Genomic DNA, 17892 nt, shown 5'->3' with positions numbered 1-17892 from the left:
ATTCTATTTAAATTAGAATCCATAATTATAAAGCCTGTTTTATTAAACTCATAATATATTCTAAATTATCTGTGTCTTTTACTATCAATTCGTAATCACCATTTCCCCAATGACCAATATTAGAAACGTCACGCATTAAGTTTTTTGGGTCGTCAAGCTTACCTGCTTTTAAGTTTACCCAAAGTTTCAAACCATTCTTTTGTATATGTATATCACATATTATATTACTAATCTTGAATGCAATTCTCTTTTTACGAGGAATTATTTCTATTTCATCATTAAGATTAAGAATTGAATCTCTATAAACTTCATATAGTGCAATTACAGCATCAGTTTTATTAGATGTATGGTCTTCTTCTGTATATACTTTTATCTCTTTTGTAACTGCTTCTAATTGTGTATTGCTTGATGTAATTGGCTTGATACTTTCTGCCGATTTACTTTTCTTTATTTGGTTTACACTAATTAAATTGTTTTCATAGCGCTTAACTTCCCATAACTCAATAGCAATATCCTTAAAATTTGTTGCTGTTCTTTGATTTTCTGTAAAACTTGTAGATACAAAAACTACTCTTGTTTGACTCCAATCTACATCTGTACGTTTTAAATTTTGCTTTAATGTTTCGTTATACTCAACTATAAAATCTGCTTTATTTTCTAGCATTAAACTTAAATATGTAAATCCTTGATCTACTACACTTATATTTCTACTACGTTTATATTCAATAATTATAAAAGCATTTGACTGTGTATCGTAAGCCAAAGTATCTATGCGTTTATTTTTAATAGAGAACTCTGATTTTACTAATTGCAAATCCATTAACTCATTTAAATTATTTTCAAAAAGTGACTGTATCTCTCTTTCTAATTTAAATGGTTTCTCTTTTAAAATACTAATAGATTCTTTTGACTTTAAGTTATATAAATGCATTGTATATTTTTTTAGCCATAACACTTTTGTGGTGCAACTGCTTTTTCAATTATTTCGTTTTTATTGACTAACTAATAAAAGTATTTTAACCTTATATTTTATACTGTAATTTAAAATAACTCCTAATATTGTTTTAAACCAGCTGACTTAACATCATAATAATAATCACCTATAGTAGCATTTTTTATTTTTTCAACCACCTCATCTATAACAAATAATGGAACGAGAAACCATTCTTTTGGATTAACAGGTTTCCCAAAACGGTCTTTAATATCAATATCTAACTTAGCATTTTTAAAAAATGATTGAATTAAATTTTCTAATTTATGTCGGTTGATATTAGCCAACTTATAAGTTGCAACAACTTCTACGTCTGCCATTAAAAATGTAGGGTCGTTTTTTGCATTTGTAATACGCTTATTTACATCATTTCCTGTAACACCAATCTTATGAAATACTTCACGGTTTTTAATAATCTCTGGATGTTTTGAATTAGACCTCAAAACGTAAATAGTACCACTTTCTAAATCATCACTCTCTAACTCATCTGAAAATAATGGTCCCAAACCTGGTGTTGTTAAAAAACGACTGGTTTCATCTTTATACATAGCTCTTATAAGTGAACGCTGCAAAAGGTCATTCTCAGTACCATTATCATAAATAACTCGCAAACGCGCATCTTCCTCTCCATTTGGCGCTTCAATTATTTCACCTTTATGAGCTATATAAGCCATTTGACCACGAATAATTACAAACAACTTTTCCTTGATTATTGTTTTTGTAAAACCTGCATCTTTTCTAAAACGAATTGTTTCTCGAAAACCATTCTCAATTTCTTTCTTTGTCTTTTCAAATAGTGGTTTAAACTGCTCGAAATCTTCACAAATTGTTCTATTCGCAAATTCTTCAACTGCTCTCTTTGCTGCACGCGTTTTAACGTGTTTCAATTTAGTTATTGAGTTTTCCTTGTCTTCAACCCCTAATAGATTTAATAATTCATCATCATCTAAGTCATCATAAACTTCGACTGAATTTTTAATTTCTCCAGATAAGATATTTTGATAATCAATATCTTTTAACAAGTCTACAAATTCTTGTTTCTCTTTTATTTTTTCTAATCTAACTGCATACAATCTCTCAAAAATGTCATTCTCTTCACCGTGAAGTGGTAGTCGTTTTTCCTCTTCAACAAATTTCTGAATCTCCTCAAAACCTGCAATAACACGTTCCTCTAAAGCTGTAAATACAGCCTTCTTTTTGACTTCTACCTCTACACCTAAAGCTGCTAAAAGGTCATCATCTTCTGCCGTAAACTTATCCTTTTTAGCCATTTTGTTCTTCTGATTTTTTTCTTGCTAAATAAGCAATTCCTTGTGCCATACGTTGCTCCCAAGGGTCTGCTGATTTTATATCTGGTAATCTGCCTCTTTCATTTTTAAATTTTAAAGCACGTTTAGCTAGCTCTCTAGCGTCTTCAATTGACATATTTGGATTTCTACTTGAAATAACTTCAGCCATAGCTTTCAAACTTTTTTCTGTCATTGCTTTAGAAAGTATAGAGTATGCCTCACTAAAAGGATTAACACTATCTATCCAATCTACATCTAAATCCCTAACATCCATTGCAAATTTTCTAATACCATCAATTAAAGCTGTATTTGCCTTAATACTAGCATCATCTTCATTGTTTATAGATTTTTTAGCCATTTGAGTAATATTAAGTGCAGCTACAGCGTGCTGTCTAATAGCTTCAATATCTTCATCATCTATATCTGGATATTTTTCTTTAATAATTTTGCCTAATCGTACTTGTGTTAACTCTTGAGGAACTAACTCTTCATCAAATAAGCCACGACCAATTGCCTCTTTATCTTGTGCAAAAGCTGCAATAACTTCATTTAAATCCTCTTTACAAATTCGCTTAGCATCTTCACTCTCTGGCATAGATAAACCTTTAATTTCAACTTGAAATTCACCTTTTTCTTCATTCCAACCCACATTTTCCTTATTAGGGTCGTAACCTCCTTCACCATAATCAAACCCTTCCTGTTCTTTGCTTTGTGGGTTTTTAGGTGTAAAGTTAAATTTAGGTGCTAAAACTTGTTCCATTAATAAACTAGCTGATATAGCTTTTAATGTATCATTTACAGCATCTGTTACAGAATCTTCAGAGGCATCTACCTCTGCTATCAAATTAGTAAATCTTGCTTGTGTTTTGTTTGGGGCATCACGTGTAGCCCTACCTATGATTTGTACAATATCTGTTAAACTAGAACGATATCCGATAGTTAAAGCGTGTTCGCACCAAATCCAATCAAAGCCCTCTTTTGCCATCCCTAACGCAATAATAATATCTACGTGGTCTCGATTCGTTTTTATTTCTGGCATTTTTAATGCTGCTTGAACTATTGTACGTTTTGAAGGGTCATCATCTACAAGGTTTGCTACCTTTATAATTTTCCCTGAATTAATCTTTATAAGATTAAACCCTGTTGACTCCTCAATTCCCTGCCATTCACCTAATTCCAATAAAATATCATCTACTTCTTTAAGTTTAAATCGAGTACCTCCTATACTTTCTCTTGAATTAACATTAGGAATATGAATAATTGTCTTTTCTTCAGGGTTTAAAACCTCTGTTAGCTCATCTGTATAAGCTCCACTATAAAAATAATATCCAATATGTAAGCTTTTTAAATACTTATAACCGCTTAATTGTTCATAATAAGTATAAGTTACAGGAACAAACTTTAATTCATCATCTGGCATTAAAACAGGATTTGCATCCCCTCTAAAATAAGTCCCTGTCATTGCTACAATATGCACTTTATCTCTTTCAATAAAGTCTTTAAGTTGCGCCCCTAGAACATTGTTTTCGTTTGAGCTTACGTGATGAAATTCATCTATTGCAATTAATTTATCATCAAAAACTTCGATACCAAAACGCTCTACTGCACGACGAAATAAAGCGTGTGTACAAACTAAAACTTTATCCTCACTCTCAAAAAATGCTTTTACAGAATTTATTTTACTACCATCTTCTCCTGGTGAGTTACATAAATTCCATTTTGGTGTAACTTCCCAATCATAATAATAGCCATATTTAGTTAATGGCTCATCGTTAAAACTAGATCCAATAGATTGTTCAGGAACTGCTATAATTGCTTGCTTAACACCTTGGTTATTTAGTTTGTCTAAAGCTATAAACATTAAAGCTCTACTTTTACCAGATGCAGGTGGTGATTTTATTAATAAATATTGTTCCCCTCTTTTTTCATAAGCAAGCTCTTGCATAGCACGCATACCTAACTCATTAGAAGTAACTGAGCTACCGTTATTATTATAGTTTACAGTTATAGTAGGTATATTTTTTTCTTTACTCATTCTTTTATTTTTTAGAAGTCATTTTGGTATAGAGTTGAAACAATTTTTCTAAACGCTCTGTATCATTTTTAAATTTACGACCAATATATATGCGTTCTAATACTTCATCATTACGCTCGTGTGCTAATCGTAAATCCTCTGGCATTTTGTCTGGGTCGTACAAATCAGCAATAGTTGCTGGAAAATGTCGTTCTCTTGCTATTAGTATTTCTTCGGCACAAGCGGTTAAATCTTCTTTATTTTTTTGTGTTAAAATTGGTATAGGAAAGGTATTCCAACCTAAAGTACTAGAATATGAATAATCATTTCTCATCCTTCCACAAATTGATCCAATCCAAATAAGATGTGATTTAGATATAACTATCGACAATGCCCATAATGGGGCATTAGGCATATAAAAAGCTTTATTCGTCGGAATAATACTTTCATCTGCAATACCCGCAGGAAAATATTCTCTATTCTCTGAACTGATTATTGGTACAAAAATTTTAAATTTTTCTGTTCCTCTATACTCTCGAAATTGATGCGGTTTTAAAGCTAGTTTATTTACAGCTTTATCTTTTGTCTCTAGACGATCCTTTTTTACTGAATTAATACGATTTAAAATTGATGAATGGGAAATAGCCTCCTCTAGCTCATTATCAGAAATCCATAAACAATACCTTTCTAATCCTTTTATAAATTCGCTAGACCCTAAAAATCGTTTTATAAACTTCAAAGGAACTCCATCTTTAATTAATTGGTTCTTCTCATCTTTTGTCAATATTAAGCCGGCAGATTTTGAGTAGTAAACACCAAGAGACATATCAACATCTATAAATATTGGTTTATTTGAAGCTGGAATAATTTCAACACTATTCGGAAGTAAATACGGATTGATAAAGTCTACTTCTTTTTTATTATCTATTTCATAAATGGCTCTTGAACCAGAATTATAATTATCCACACCAACTATAACAACCGTAACACCAGCTTTGTTACTTGCAAGGTTAGACCAATTAAAAGAAGTATATGCAAATCTGATTTTAAAACCTAATTTAAAAATAGCTGCCCAAGTAAGTGGTACTTGTTGCCCTTGACATATGCTATTTGTCGCTACTAATGCAAATTTTGATTCTGTTTTAACACTATACAATGCTGCTTTGAAAAACCAAGCACCAACGTAATCAATTCTTTTATAGTTTTTAATATAATTTTTAAATACTAATTCTAAATCACTTTTTTGTTCATCAGTTTGTTTTCTTGCACCAGAAAAAGGCGGATTTCCGCAAATATATGTCTCACCACCTTCATTCTCAAAATCTATTTCCGCTTGGTCTAGCGGTGTAGAAAACAAATCATCTCCTTGCAATTTAACTCCCGTTCCAGTTGGTGGACACACAGAAAACCAATCAATTCTTAAAGCATTTCCCTTTGTTATCCAATTTTGAGCATCTAGTGGTAAAAACTCTGCAAGTGCAAGGCTTTGCCCCCTATATAAAACATCACATTGATATTCTGCAATAATTAAAGCCAAACGTGCAACTTCTGCTGAGAAATCTTTTAACTCAATACCTCGAAAGTTAGTTAAAGGCATTTCACTAGCTCTATTTATTTCGCCACGTTTTATGTTAATATCATTTTCAATTTTACGCATTTCTTTATATGCAATCACTAAAAAATTACCAGAACCGCAAGCAGGATCAAAAACACGTATACGCGCCATACGGTTACGTAGATTGAGTAATTTTCGACTATTCTCTTCTGCTTTTTCTAATTGCTCTCGTAAATCATCTAAAAACAATGGGTTCAAGACCTTTAATATATTTGGAACAGATGTGTAATGCATTCCTAATGAACCACGTTCATCCTCGTCTGCAACAGCTTGTATCATCGACCCAAATATATCTGGGTTAATTTGCTTCCAATCTAAACTACCTACGTGTAATAAATATGAACGTGCTATTTTAGTGAACTTAGGCACTTCGGTAGAGCCCGAAAAAAGCTCACCGTTTACATAAGGAAATTTTTTACCCCAAACTTTTATATTTTGTTCATCACGATTTTCAAGCTTCGTATCCATTGCTCTAAAAATCTCACTAATAACGTCGTGAGTATTAGATGCATTTGAATCACTCATTTTTTGAACTGTATCTGTAAAAAGATCATCTTCTCTAAAAATATCTGTGTCCTCAGCAAAAAAACAAAAGATTAAGCGTGCTAAAAAGTGATTCATATCGTGACGACGTTCAGCACTTGCCCAATCTGGATTATGTTGTAATAACTCAACATAAAGTTTATTTAAACGACTAGTCGCCTTTATATCAAATGCGCTTTCACGTATTTGTTTTACTGTTGTAATATTTGCTAGGGAAAGGAAAAAACCAAAATAGTTATGAAAGTCTTTATACTCACAAGCTACTGTTTCACCACTAAATATATTTTCAGCCTGAAAATCTAAACCATCTGTTGCTAAAATATATTCTACTTTATTCTTTTTGGTAGAAGGACTTTTGCGAAGTACCTCTAAAGTTTCAGAAACCTCTCCTTCTTCACAAGTTGCAATATGAATATTATTACGCTGTAAAATAGCACCTTCAACATCTGTTTTATTAGAAGAGCCACTTCGTAATTTCTTTAGAGTAGTACTTTTATTACCAAAAGCTTCTAAAAAAGAAAAAGAAAACTCTTCTGCCTCAAATGGTTTTAGTGCAAGTTCTGATACTGATTCTTCTATTTCTACTGCGTTCATCTATTGTGTTACTCTAACTCTTTTATTAACCTATAAAAATATAAATATATATCGGTATTTAATGAGGATTTCTGCATTTACTTCTCCCTACTGTTTTATGTTATATTATACAAATTAGCTACCCAATCTTATCAAACATATTAGCCATTTCTAACGCCATATCCTTATTACTCTTACCAATATAATTTAAAAACATATTTTCAGTGCTATGACCTGTAATGTATATTAAGAATGTAGTTGGAATTTTTCCATAATAGTTACTAGCAAAAGAACGACGACCAATGTGGCTAGAAATCAATTTATATTTCTCATAACTCCCATATACGTTGCGCATTTTACTCTTTTCATTATCATCATCTGCAATATTGATTTGCATTTTACCATTAATAATATCAAACAGCTTTGCTTCTCTACCCACAATTTTAATATAATCGTTGTATTTCTGATCAGAAATTCGCCTAGGAAAATCACCCTTTCTTTTCTCTAGTATCTCTATAACTTTAGGAAGCAATGGAATAGTCATGAGTTTACCTGTTTTAACTTGCTTAAACTCTAACAACAATTTACTACTTTCTTCACGTATCATACTTTTATTAAAACGCATAAAATCAGAAACTCGTTGACCTGTATAACAGCTAATAATTAACCAATCCCGAGCATTAATAAGATAATCATGTTCAAGTTTAGCATCTTCAATTTGCCGTAACTCTTGAAAGTTTAAATAAACTTTTGGAACTTCTTCTTTCGGTAATTTCAAATATTCTGTTTCAGGATTCACCTCTAAACCTTTACGCTTTGCATATTTACAAAAGGTTTTTATAAATACTAGTTCTCGTTGAGCTGTATTAACAGAATAATTTTCACTTCTATAATACTCCGCAAATTCGATTTTAAAATCATTATTAATCTTGTTTAACAAAATGGTTTTTCCTAAATAATTCTCAAATCGAATCATTTTGTTCTTAATCACTTTGAATTTTTTAATTGATGCAGGTTTCACCTCATGCTTCCTTTCTTCTATAAAATAATCTATAAAAGAGACCAAGTCTTTAGGTATCGCATTTTCTTTATCATTTATATTGTAATAAAAATTAAGCTGTTGTTTAATCCAATTTTTATCTAAAATCGATTTATCATGATGCCCATTATATGCATTTACGAGGAAGGATTCGATATTATTTAATTCTTTTAGAACTTCAGTTTGCTCATTCTTTAATTTAATATCTCTAGGGTTAGATTTATGAATCTTAGTCCAATAATAATTTGAAACAACTAATTTTGACTTACCACCTAATACGTAATCTTTGTTTTGATACCGAAAAAGTAATCTTAGATTTAATGGAGCTTTTGCTTTTTTAGAACGGTATAAAAAATTTACTGTAGCCATAACTTAAAAATTGTTTTTACAAATATATTTTAAAGGATTAAAATGTACGACAATTGTACGATAAATTTCAATTCAATACAAACACATTCAACCTAGATCAAAACACAAAAACCCATAAAAACCCAATTAACATTGAAACAACAACAAAACAAACGACAAATAGCACCATGCATTAATTTAGTTATTTGACTATTTGCGCTCTCTCCGACTCCACTTATCGGGTATCAAAACCCATCAAAAACCCTGTAATCATTTGATTTACAGGGTTTTTTATTTTATTTGATATCATTTAATTGCACACAAATTCATATAAAGGGTGTGCAATTCGGTGTGCACTTCGAGACCTAATTAGAGCACACCGAATACACGATAATTATTTGATTTACAATATTTTGTGAGTTGTTTAAAATTTGCTCAATTCAGTTTAAACACGTACTTTAAGGTGGAACTTTAATCCCACCGTTATGAGTAAGAGTTATCACCTAATGTTTTTCATCAGAAAAAGCAGATCTAAATCGCTAGAAAATTCAGCCATTTATTTAAGAATCACTATTAGTGGAAAGCGCTCTGAAATGAGTATTAGTCGCACTATTTCGCCTAAGAAGTGGAATACAAAAAGAGGTAAAGCTATCGGAACAGACCGTATGTCAACTGAAATCAATACACATATTGACAACATCATCTATAATTTAAGAAAAGTACATCAAAAATTATTAGATCAACAAGATGTGATAAATCCATCGATGATGATTAAAGAATTGACAGGTCAAAATAAAAAGACACACCATATTTTAAAAATTTTCAAAATCCATAATATAAAAACTGATGCGCTAGCTGGCAAATCTATTTCTGTCAGCACCGCAAAGCGTTACTGGACCTGTTACGATCATATGAAGCAATTCATCGAAGAAGAATATGGGTTGGAAGATTACAAATTGAAGGATATCGATTATCGATTCTTAACCAAATTTGAATTCTTTCTGAAAACAGTTCGAAAATGCAATCACAATTCTTCATTAAAATATATCAATAATTTCAAGAAAATTATTCGAATTGCGTTAGCCAATCAATGGATGGATGTAGATCCTTTTTACAATTATAAAGTCAAGTTTGAAGCTGTAGAGCGCGAATATCTTACAACTGAAGAAATAGAAACGTTATATAACAAGGATTTACACTTCGATAGATTGAGAATTGTAAGAGACATGTTTGTATTTTCTTGTTATACAGGTCTCTCCTATTCTGATGTTCAGAAACTATCTAAATCCGATATCACAATTGGTATTGATGGAAAGCAATGGATAAACATCAAACGGACAAAAACGAATACACGAAGTAGTATTCCACTGTTACCAATAGCGAAAGACATCTTAAATCGTTATGCTTATGATCCAAAATATGCTTATGATCCAAAAGTATTAAAGAGTGAGCGTTTAATTCCAGTTTTTAGTAACCAGAAGTCTAATGCTTATTTAAAAGAGATCGCTATGTTCTGTGGTATTACAAAAACGTTAACTACACATTTGGCACGACACACTTTTGCGACGACTGTTACCTTAACAAATGGTGTACCAATCGAAACCGTTAGCAAAATGCTCGGTCACAAGTCTTTAAGAACCACTCAGCATTATGCTAAAATAGTAGATCGCAAAGTCAGCGATGATATGAAGGTACTTGAAGAGAAATTAAAAGCACAACAAAATGACAAAAAAGAAGCTTTAAATAATTAAATTTAGATCTTCATATAATTTGATATGAATTAGTTGATTTTAAAGAAAAGTCGAAACATACTCAATTTCGGTACAAGCATTAAACAACTACTGAACAAGCATTAAACAAGTTGTGAACAAGCATTAGTACTTAATATAAACATTATAAAACATATAAAACATTAATAAACTAAGCTACCAAAATTTTAAAATTTCTCGTTTTTTTGAAAAATATTTTAGTCTTTAATTTTTTTTGAAAATTAGTATTAAATTAAAGAAATATAATTTGAACTAAAATTAAGACCTCTAAGAATCGTTTAGCTGACGGTTTAGACAAACTTCACAAAGATAGCAATCCGACATCTTAAACACGCTAAAAACACTTTAAAATACCGAATTAGAATTGATTTTTAATCGTTAATTGTAATTGATACGAATTGTTTTAATTTGATATTTGCTCATCGTTATTTAAGTCCTCAATATCTTTTTTAAACTGAGATTCACTTTTTTATTTGAAATCTCAGTTTATTAATGTTTTATATATTTTACCTCTAAACCCTCAGCGCTTTTTGGCAAGTATTAATTTTTTTCTATAGCTATACTTTCTAGAAAATCATTTATATCAATGCTAACACCGATTTATCATGGTGTTTTTCAATGTCTTTTATGATGGCGATTACCGCATTGATTCGTTTCTTGATTTGACTTTCCAAAGTTTTCATATTCGGTCCTAAAGTTTCGTTTGGAGATATCCCATTAGTTTCAAAAAAGTCGAGCATCATTAAAAGTGTCATTGATTTTGAGCGCGACATTTTTTTTACAAAATTCATTAAATTTTTGAGCCACTGAAGTTTTAATACTTAGGCTATCAAACCGTTCTTTTTCATATCCTTTATCCATATTTCCTTGAAAAATTTGTTGTTTTTATTGGGATAACAGCTTTTGTCCGTGAAAAACGATGCTAAAACTTCAAAAATCAAAACAATCAATCGCTGTAAACTATTGATTTTACTCATGTTTTGGAAAAACTAAAAATTGAAACATCGCGCTAGCGTGTTACCCTCTTGCTATTCCTTTTCGTCCAGCGCGCTGGACAAAAAAATACCATTACATCCAAAAATGTAATGGCTTTTACCGTAATACGAATTGAAATTTGATTTTTTATGAGTGTTCTCTTTGAAGTTTAAAAGTATCTTTAGTAAACCGCTCTTTTTGTTGCAGAATATAAAATATCGGAACAAAAAAGACTGCCTTTTCAGACCGCCTTTTGAGCTAATGCAATTGTTAATATTCGCTCGGAAGCATCAGTGTATTATCTACGAAAAACAAGCGCAGTTCATCCAAAGGAAAATCAGTTACATTATAGCGATGCGTTTCAAAAATAGTACCATTTCCATCACTATAATTTATGATGGCTTCGCATTGCTTTTCCAACTGTTCCTTTTCAGAAAGTCGTTTAAAATCAATGGTAATAAATTCACTTCTATTCGATAAACTTTTTGCAATTACGGATGCATCTGTTATAAGCCAAAAACATTCCGCTTCATTAGCTAAATATTTTAATCCGTCAGTAAAACGCGTCCCAATTAATGGAATTTTAAAGACCATTTCGGTACCGCAAAAATGTTGTAAATCGGCTTTTATTTTGTTAACTTGTGTCTTCATTGTAATTACTATTTAGTAAGATTAACACTAAAAAAGAGAACGCATCTTTTGGATAGGAACGCTCTCTTTTAATTTTCAATTATTCAGTAGCGTTATCGCCTTTAATTCCTAAGAGCAAGATTTCATCTACGACCACTTCGGTAACGTATCTTTTTTCGCCGACTGCGGTTTCATAAGAGCGTGAGGTCAATTTCCCCTCTAGTGCGACCTCTTTTCCTTTGCCTACGTATTTCTCTACGATTTCGGCAATCTTTCCCCATGCTACAATAGCGTGCCATTGGGTGTCTGTCACTTTTTCGCCTTTAGAATCTTTGTAAGATTCATTGGTTGCGATTGAAAATTTTGCAACTTTCTTACCATTTTCAAGGTTTGTAATTTCTGGCACGTTTCCTACGTTACCAATTAACTGTACTTTGTTTTTTAGAGTACTCATAATTAAAAAATTTAAAGATTAATATTTACCAATCTGAACGATTCAGAAAGGCTTTGTTATTGATTTACTTATTATATCCAGAGCGTTTTCTTTTTTTTGTTTTTTTAACTTTTGTTCCGCTTCCTTTTTATTTATTTTGTAAGATTTCATAAGATTCATTTTAGATTTACTTCCCATAGAGCCGACGCTGTTACCTTCTTTTTGTTGCTTAGTGCGCTCCAATATTCAGCTTTGTTTAGACATATAAAAAGTGCGAGGGTAGCCTGCGTTTAGCGCAGTCGAAGTGAGCCTGATTATGCTGTCGTTCAAAGCTGAATGTTGTTATTTTGCTGTCAAAAAAAGGGATGACGGTGTTGGATTACGGAAGTGATTCTAAAGTCTTTGTGAAATATAAAATCATAGGAAGTGGAACACAATGACAAATACAGTTTTATCCTATTTAGCGAACTTGATTCACGCTTTTTACGTGAGAATAGAGTGTTCCTTTCCTGCAGAGCGGAAAGGGTTAACGGAATGAAGCGTCAAAAGTGGGGATTAGGTTCAAGACCTTTTTTAATGAAGCTCTTTTATCGGAATGAAGCTTTTTGCGGAATTTAGAGAAATGTGCTGAATGGAATACGATGAATTTTTATCCCTGCGCGTTTAATGTAAATTATCAAAATAAAGATGCAAAAAATCGTTTATTCTAAGTAAGATTAATTATGACTTTTAATCATTCAACATTTTTACTGTAGCATCAGGACTAAACCTAAATACTCTAAAACATATCCCCTATCTGTTGCCATTATTGAAGATCCTCTATAACTAGCGTAATAAGAATCATTCCACAAAAATGAGTCTACCACTATAATTATATTCTATTAGAATTATATTCTATAGAACTTGATTGTACTGTTCTAACATTTTACATAAAGTCATAATATTCAATGAGGACTTTCTATTTCTGAACCATATAATCCTGCCATTTTATTAGTACATATTTATGAACACCATGCTCTACTCTTTTTAAAAATCCATATTCATACACAAAAAGATAAACATCACCTTTTGTGTTTTTCCAATAATGTGTGAAAAAATTTGGATTAAATCCTTCTTGAGTAAGCATGCTTGACCGAACTATTACTTTACCGCCTTTATTATATTCCTTCAATATTTTTCTGTTAAGTTTTAGCTGATTGTCGACTATATTATAAAAACGTTCCGGTTTTTCTTTTGCTTGTTGATATTGATAGGCACTTTTACACTGTGGGTCGCAAAATTTCTTATCGGTTCTTCCCTTTAACTCGTTCTTACAATATATACAAGTTTTATAAAATCTCATGTTCCTTATATTAAGTGTATGTTATACGTATCCTATTCGAATAAGATACGATTAAATCATTTACATCCAATATATTGTATTAAATAATACTTTATGGAAAAAGGAAGGAGCATTACTTTAAAGCATCTTTTAATAAAAGATAAAAGATATATCGGCTTACAATTCAATACAGATAAAATTATTCAGGCACTTGTTAAAGAATTGCCTGACGTAAGATGGAGCAATGAATTTAATATGGCTTACATTTTAAACACAAATAAAAACCTGAATAAAATATTCAATATTTTCAGTGGGGTTGCTTGGGTGAATTGTAATTATTTTTTTGATAAAAAACCAATAAATGATAATATTGAGCCCATGGATATCACTTGGTTTAGACAACGATCTCTACCCGATAATTATCGACACTGCCCTACCACCTACTTAGATAAGCTACAATTAAAAAAATATGCTAATAATACTGTAAAATCTTATATTCTTGCTTTTGAAACCTTCATAAACGATCACAAAGCCAAAGAATTGATACAGATCAATGAAAATGATGTTAGGAACTATATTCTCAAATTAATTCAAGAAAACAAATCTGATTCTTATATAAATATAGCTATCAACAGTATCAAATTTTATTACGAATCTGTACTGGGTATGCCAAATCGTTTTTATCAAATAGAAAGGCCTAGAAAGGCAAAAAAATTGCCAAAAGTTCTATCAAAGGAGGATGTTTTAAAAATCATTACAAATACAAATAATTTAAAACATAAATGTATTGTAAGTCTTTTGTATTCCTCTGGGATTAGAAGAAACGAATTAATCAATTTAAAAATTACAGAAATTGATAGTAAGCGAATGCTAATACTCATTGAAGCCGCTAAAGGTAAAAAGGATCGTTACACGTTACTTTCTAATACATTATTAAAAGATTTACGAGACTACTATAAACAATGGAAACCAGAAACTTATATTTTTGAAGGTGTATATGGAAAACAATATTCTGCGCAAAGTGTTGGCCAAATAGTAAAAAATGCAGCAATAAAAGCTGGAATACAAATTACTGTAACACCACATATGTTAAGACATAGTTTTGCAACTCACCTTTTAGAAGATGGCGTTGATCTAAGACAAATCCAAGTTTTATTAGGTCACAGCTCTACCAAAACAACGGAGATTTACACCCATGTTGCCACGACTACTTTTAAGAAAATAAAGAACCCTTTAGATATTTAAGAATATATAAAGGATATATATAACATATGTTTTATATATCTTATATTTGGGTGTATATAGAACATATGTTCTATATACTATTGTTGTAAGCAATTTGAGAAAATCCGAATGAACAAAAGATTTAACATAGAATTATTTGACGAAACAGAAGTTAAAGCTCTTCCGATTCACTATAAGACGTTAGAATATTTTGAGGATTTTGTGATTGACAACATACTTTCTGAATTCAAAATAATTCTGAATAGCAAATGGACTTATAATTTCGGAATATTCTTTGACTCGACTGATTATAAAAATATCCCTGAACATATAAAAACATTTGACGGAATCGAAAAAGGATTAGTTATTCTTCCGCCAAATACTTTTTCAAAAGAGCAAATTAAAGGTTATTCGATACAATTTTTTATTTCGAAAATAAGAGACAATCCGAACGGAGAATTTATTGGATTTTGCGAAATGATGTTGGATTTTATAGAAACATTTTTCGAGTTGAATTATAAAAAAATAAGTAAATCTGACTTTAAAAATATTCGTAACAAAGTTGACTGGAATTATCTAAAGTCATTAAAATATCCAGCTGACTTGAAAGAACAATATATTGTAGGAAATGAAAAAACTGCTTACAACAATGTATAACCGCAATTACGGCGGATTCGACTACGTCCGAATCCACTCGGAATTGCTAACGTCTGTACCAAACCGAAAAATAACGCATATTAACCCGTAACTGACGGTTATACGAGACCGTTGGCGGTAATTAAAAAAAATGGAAAAACTAAAAAACTGTATTTTAAGTCAAGTATCTATTGAGAAAAAATCAATGGATAATATTCTTTCAGTTTTTGAACCATTAGAAATAAATAAAGGAGAATTCTTAATAAAGTCAGGAAAAATTTGTCGGAAAATGGCATTTATTGAATCTGGACATATGAGAATGTATGATATAGTAGACGGAAAGGAAATAACATTATGGATTGGTAGTGATGGGAGATTTATAACCTCTCTTTCAAGTTTTATTTTTGAGACAAAAAACAATTGGAATATACAAGCAATCACCGATTGTAAACTTTATATCATCAATCGAAAAAATCATTTTAGACTTAATAAAACAGAACCTAAGTGGTTAGAATTTGACAATATATTATTGGCGAATTCTTTTACTTTGTTAGAAAAAAATATGTTCTCTCAACTACATACAACAGCTAAACAACGTTATAATAGTTTACTTAAAGAAGAACCTGAACTTTTTAAAAATGTTCCTCTACAATATATAGCTTCAATGCTAGGTATTACACCTGAATCATTAAGCAGATTGAGAAAAATGAATTAACTATCATTTGTCAAGAGAGAAATAATTTCATTTATAGAAATTTGCAGGAACAAAATTCTATCACAATGAACAAATTACAAAAAGCTTTAAAAGTAAATGCTTTATTCTCAAGCATATCTGGTATTATAATGATTTTATTGAATCACCAAATAGCTAATTTATTTGGAACTATTAACAATACTGTTTTTTGGATTGTTGGATTAATACTAATCTACTTTGCTATAACAATATGGTATGAAATAAGAAAACAAAGGAGACTTGCTGTTTTATGGATTATTATTCAAGATTATGCTTGGGTAATAGGTAGTTTACTATTAATAATCATCAATCCTTTTCAAATTACCCAAATAGGAAATCTTATAATTGGAATTATTGCCTTAATAGTTTTGTATATGGGAATAAATCAAATGATTGCATTGAAAAAAACTACCGCCAACAATGTATAAAAAACATAGGGCATTTGTGTTAAATCCAAAGTTCTGTGTTTTTTTACTAAGTCCGCTAAATATAAAATTTGGCATTTATAGTGGATAAGATAAAAGCAAAATATTTATATTTAGCTAAGTAATAAACCGAAACGAAAGTGCGTATCACCTGCCCTACGTTTCTTATACTAAACGTTGTGCGTAATTTGCCCAAAACCTCGAAATAGAACTTAATAATGGATAAAAATAAATTAAAACAACTGGGAGAAATATTCCTAGAAAATCCATTAACCCGAATGTTTGAGCCTAACCCAAATAATCATCCTGAAATCATATACAAATTTAGAAATTGGTCTGACAATCATCATAAAGACCTTTTAATTAAAAATGCTTTGTTTATGTCTTCACCTAGCGGATTAAATGACCCATTTGACACTAGAATTTTTGAAAACCATTTAAAGTTCTTAAACACAGATAAAAAAAAAGAAGAGTATGTAAAAAACTCATTAGAAAAGAACAAAGATTTTCTAATAGAAAAAGGCATTCCCATTGAAAAAGCAAAAACTACTCTTGAAAATAGAATTGAAAATACCTTAAAATATCAAGTCAGAGCAGAAGTCATTGGAAGTAAAATATATGATGACCATTTAGGAATAACTTGTTTTAGTGAAAAATGGAATTCAATTTTGATGTGGTCTCATTACGCAGAAAATCATAAAGGAATTTCTATAGGTTTTGACGAAAAAGCTTTAAGATACTCTCAATTGTTTGGGAAAATTCTACGAGTAAATTATTCCTCAGAATATCCCGAATTGAATCCAATAAATAAAAATAAAAAATCGGATGAAATTAAATTTTTTCATAAAAGTATAGATTGGGAATACGAAAAAGAAATAAGAGCTATAAATATTTATAATGACAAAATTCCATCAATTAAAGATAGAATTATAACACTTGACGATAAACATATTAAAGAAGTTATTATAGGACTTAAAACGCCTGAAAAGGATAAAACAGAAATTATTAATATTGCTCGAAATAAAGGAATTGAAATCTATCAATGTTATAAATCTGAATTTGAATTTAAATTAGATAGATATAAAATATAAAAACTACGCACAACAATGTGTATAGCTCATTGCGGCTGAATTCCTAATCGGAATTCATTGCAATTTTGCTATCTTTGGTTTACGGCGGAAAATCCTCGCGGATTTCCCGCAACGAGCCATACACAAAACCGTTGTAAGCCATTTGAAAAATGAACTTTCCTGAAATAGGTTGACTAAAAATTAAACCATTAATTATAGTCACTTATGAAAACACAAAATGAACACTGGCGAAAAAAAAGCTAT

15 protein-coding genes are annotated in these 17892 nt (G+C 30.6%); 6 read left to right on the top strand and 9 right to left on the bottom strand.

Features of this window, described 5'->3' with window-relative positions; genetic code table 11:
• Positions 1-25 precede the first annotated feature (25 nt).
• The 5 genes from DFQ09_RS07260 to DFQ09_RS07240 form a co-directional block, all read right to left on the bottom strand.
• Complete coding sequence (locus tag DFQ09_RS07260) at positions 26-931, bottom strand: DUF5655 domain-containing protein (protein ID WP_115809004.1); 906 nt, start codon at positions 929-931, stop codon at positions 26-28.
• Between the two features lie 122 nt (positions 932-1053).
• On the bottom strand, positions 1054-2262 hold the full coding sequence (locus DFQ09_RS07255; protein ID WP_115809003.1) for a GIY-YIG nuclease family protein: 1209 nt from the start codon (positions 2260-2262) through the stop codon (positions 1054-1056).
• Positions 2255-4315, bottom strand: coding sequence for a DEAD/DEAH box helicase (locus DFQ09_RS07250; protein ID WP_115809002.1), 2061 nt, complete (start codon positions 4313-4315; stop codon positions 2255-2257). Before DFQ09_RS07250 ends, DFQ09_RS07255 begins: the two co-directional genes overlap by 8 nt.
• Before the next feature lie 4 nt (positions 4316-4319).
• Positions 4320-7046 carry a class I SAM-dependent DNA methyltransferase gene (locus DFQ09_RS07245; RefSeq protein ID WP_115809001.1) on the bottom strand — a complete coding sequence of 909 codons (2727 nt, stop codon included), beginning with the start codon at positions 7044-7046 and terminating at the stop codon, positions 4320-4322.
• A gap of 118 nt (positions 7047-7164) precedes the next feature.
• Positions 7165-8433 carry a phage integrase SAM-like domain-containing protein gene (locus tag DFQ09_RS07240; RefSeq protein WP_115809000.1) on the bottom strand — a complete coding sequence of 423 codons (1269 nt, stop codon included), beginning with the start codon at positions 8431-8433 and terminating at the stop codon, positions 7165-7167.
• A 464-nt stretch (positions 8434-8897) separates the two neighbouring features.
• Between DFQ09_RS07240 and DFQ09_RS07235 the strand changes: the two genes are divergently transcribed.
• A complete protein-coding gene (locus DFQ09_RS07235; RefSeq protein WP_115808999.1) occupies positions 8898-10163 on the top strand; it encodes a site-specific integrase in 1266 nt (421 codons plus the stop codon).
• Positions 10164-10759: 596 nt separating this feature from the next.
• On the opposite strand, the gene DFQ09_RS18760 is transcribed toward DFQ09_RS07235, so the two are convergent.
• The 4 genes from DFQ09_RS18760 to DFQ09_RS07215 form a co-directional block, all read right to left on the bottom strand.
• Positions 10760-10972, bottom strand: a complete 213-nt coding sequence (locus tag DFQ09_RS18760; protein WP_147298334.1) for a BfmA/BtgA family mobilization protein — start codon at positions 10970-10972, stop codon at positions 10760-10762.
• 454 nt (positions 10973-11426) lie between these two features.
• Positions 11427-11807: a DUF6876 family protein gene (locus tag DFQ09_RS07230; RefSeq protein WP_115808998.1), complete on the bottom strand. Its 381-nt coding sequence runs from the start codon at positions 11805-11807 to the stop codon at positions 11427-11429.
• 79 nt (positions 11808-11886) lie between these two features.
• The gene (locus DFQ09_RS07225) at positions 11887-12240 is read right to left on the bottom strand and encodes a single-stranded DNA-binding protein (protein ID WP_115808997.1); all 354 of its coding nucleotides are present in this window, start codon (positions 12238-12240) and stop codon (positions 11887-11889) included.
• Positions 12241-13177: 937 nt separating this feature from the next.
• Entirely contained in the window at positions 13178-13561 is a 384-nt protein-coding gene (locus tag DFQ09_RS07215) for a hypothetical protein (protein WP_115808996.1), read from the bottom strand.
• Positions 13562-13654: 93 nt separating this feature from the next.
• Here DFQ09_RS07215 and xerA point away from each other — a divergent pair, with 93 nt between their 5' ends.
• From xerA to DFQ09_RS07190, 5 genes are all read left to right on the top strand, one after another.
• Complete coding sequence (gene xerA, locus DFQ09_RS07210; RefSeq protein ID WP_115808995.1) at positions 13655-14785, top strand: site-specific tyrosine recombinase/integron integrase; 1131 nt, start codon at positions 13655-13657, stop codon at positions 14783-14785.
• A gap of 108 nt (positions 14786-14893) precedes the next feature.
• Positions 14894-15421 (top strand): hypothetical protein, encoded by a 528-nt coding sequence (locus DFQ09_RS07205; protein ID WP_115808994.1) that lies wholly within the window; start codon positions 14894-14896, stop codon positions 15419-15421.
• A 130-nt stretch (positions 15422-15551) separates the two neighbouring features.
• On the top strand, positions 15552-16115 hold the full coding sequence (locus DFQ09_RS07200) for a Crp/Fnr family transcriptional regulator (protein ID WP_115808993.1): 564 nt from the start codon (positions 15552-15554) through the stop codon (positions 16113-16115).
• Positions 16116-16180: 65 nt separating this feature from the next.
• The gene (locus DFQ09_RS07195; protein WP_115808992.1) at positions 16181-16561 is read left to right on the top strand and encodes a hypothetical protein; all 381 of its coding nucleotides are present in this window, start codon (positions 16181-16183) and stop codon (positions 16559-16561) included.
• Positions 16562-16776: 215 nt separating this feature from the next.
• A complete protein-coding gene (locus DFQ09_RS07190) occupies positions 16777-17649 on the top strand; it encodes a DUF2971 domain-containing protein (protein WP_115808991.1) in 873 nt (290 codons plus the stop codon).
• The last annotated feature ends 243 nt before the right edge of the window (positions 17650-17892 follow it).

The sequence above is a fragment of the Winogradskyella pacifica genome, from assembly GCF_003386275.1.
GTDB lineage: Bacteria > Bacteroidota > Bacteroidia > Flavobacteriales > Flavobacteriaceae > Winogradskyella > Winogradskyella pacifica.
This window is presented reverse-complemented; position numbering and strand designations above follow the sequence as displayed.

Coding starts and splice junctions, on each gene's coding strand:
- DFQ09_RS07235 (WP_115808999.1), top strand. CDS start 8,898: ATGAGTAAGAGTTATCACCTAATGTTTTTCATCAGAAAAAGCAGATCT.
- DFQ09_RS07215 (WP_115808996.1), bottom strand. CDS start 13,561: ATGAGATTTTATAAAACTTGTATATATTGTAAGAACGAGTTAAAGGGA.
- DFQ09_RS07240 (WP_115809000.1), bottom strand. CDS start 8,433: ATGGCTACAGTAAATTTTTTATACCGTTCTAAAAAAGCAAAAGCTCCA.
- DFQ09_RS07230 (WP_115808998.1), bottom strand. CDS start 11,807: ATGAAGACACAAGTTAACAAAATAAAAGCCGATTTACAACATTTTTGC.
- DFQ09_RS07245 (WP_115809001.1), bottom strand. CDS start 7,046: ATGAACGCAGTAGAAATAGAAGAATCAGTATCAGAACTTGCACTAAAA.
- DFQ09_RS18760 (WP_147298334.1), bottom strand. CDS start 10,972: ATGAATTTTGTAAAAAAAATGTCGCGCTCAAAATCAATGACACTTTTA.
- DFQ09_RS07200 (WP_115808993.1), top strand. CDS start 15,552: ATGGAAAAACTAAAAAACTGTATTTTAAGTCAAGTATCTATTGAGAAA.
- DFQ09_RS07250 (WP_115809002.1), bottom strand. CDS start 4,315: ATGAGTAAAGAAAAAAATATACCTACTATAACTGTAAACTATAATAAT.
- xerA (WP_115808995.1), top strand. CDS start 13,655: ATGGAAAAAGGAAGGAGCATTACTTTAAAGCATCTTTTAATAAAAGAT.
- DFQ09_RS07205 (WP_115808994.1), top strand. CDS start 14,894: ATGAACAAAAGATTTAACATAGAATTATTTGACGAAACAGAAGTTAAA.
- DFQ09_RS07190 (WP_115808991.1), top strand. CDS start 16,777: ATGGATAAAAATAAATTAAAACAACTGGGAGAAATATTCCTAGAAAAT.
- DFQ09_RS07255 (WP_115809003.1), bottom strand. CDS start 2,262: ATGGCTAAAAAGGATAAGTTTACGGCAGAAGATGATGACCTTTTAGCA.
- DFQ09_RS07195 (WP_115808992.1), top strand. CDS start 16,181: ATGAACAAATTACAAAAAGCTTTAAAAGTAAATGCTTTATTCTCAAGC.
- DFQ09_RS07225 (WP_115808997.1), bottom strand. CDS start 12,240: ATGAGTACTCTAAAAAACAAAGTACAGTTAATTGGTAACGTAGGAAAC.
- DFQ09_RS07260 (WP_115809004.1), bottom strand. CDS start 931: ATGCATTTATATAACTTAAAGTCAAAAGAATCTATTAGTATTTTAAAA.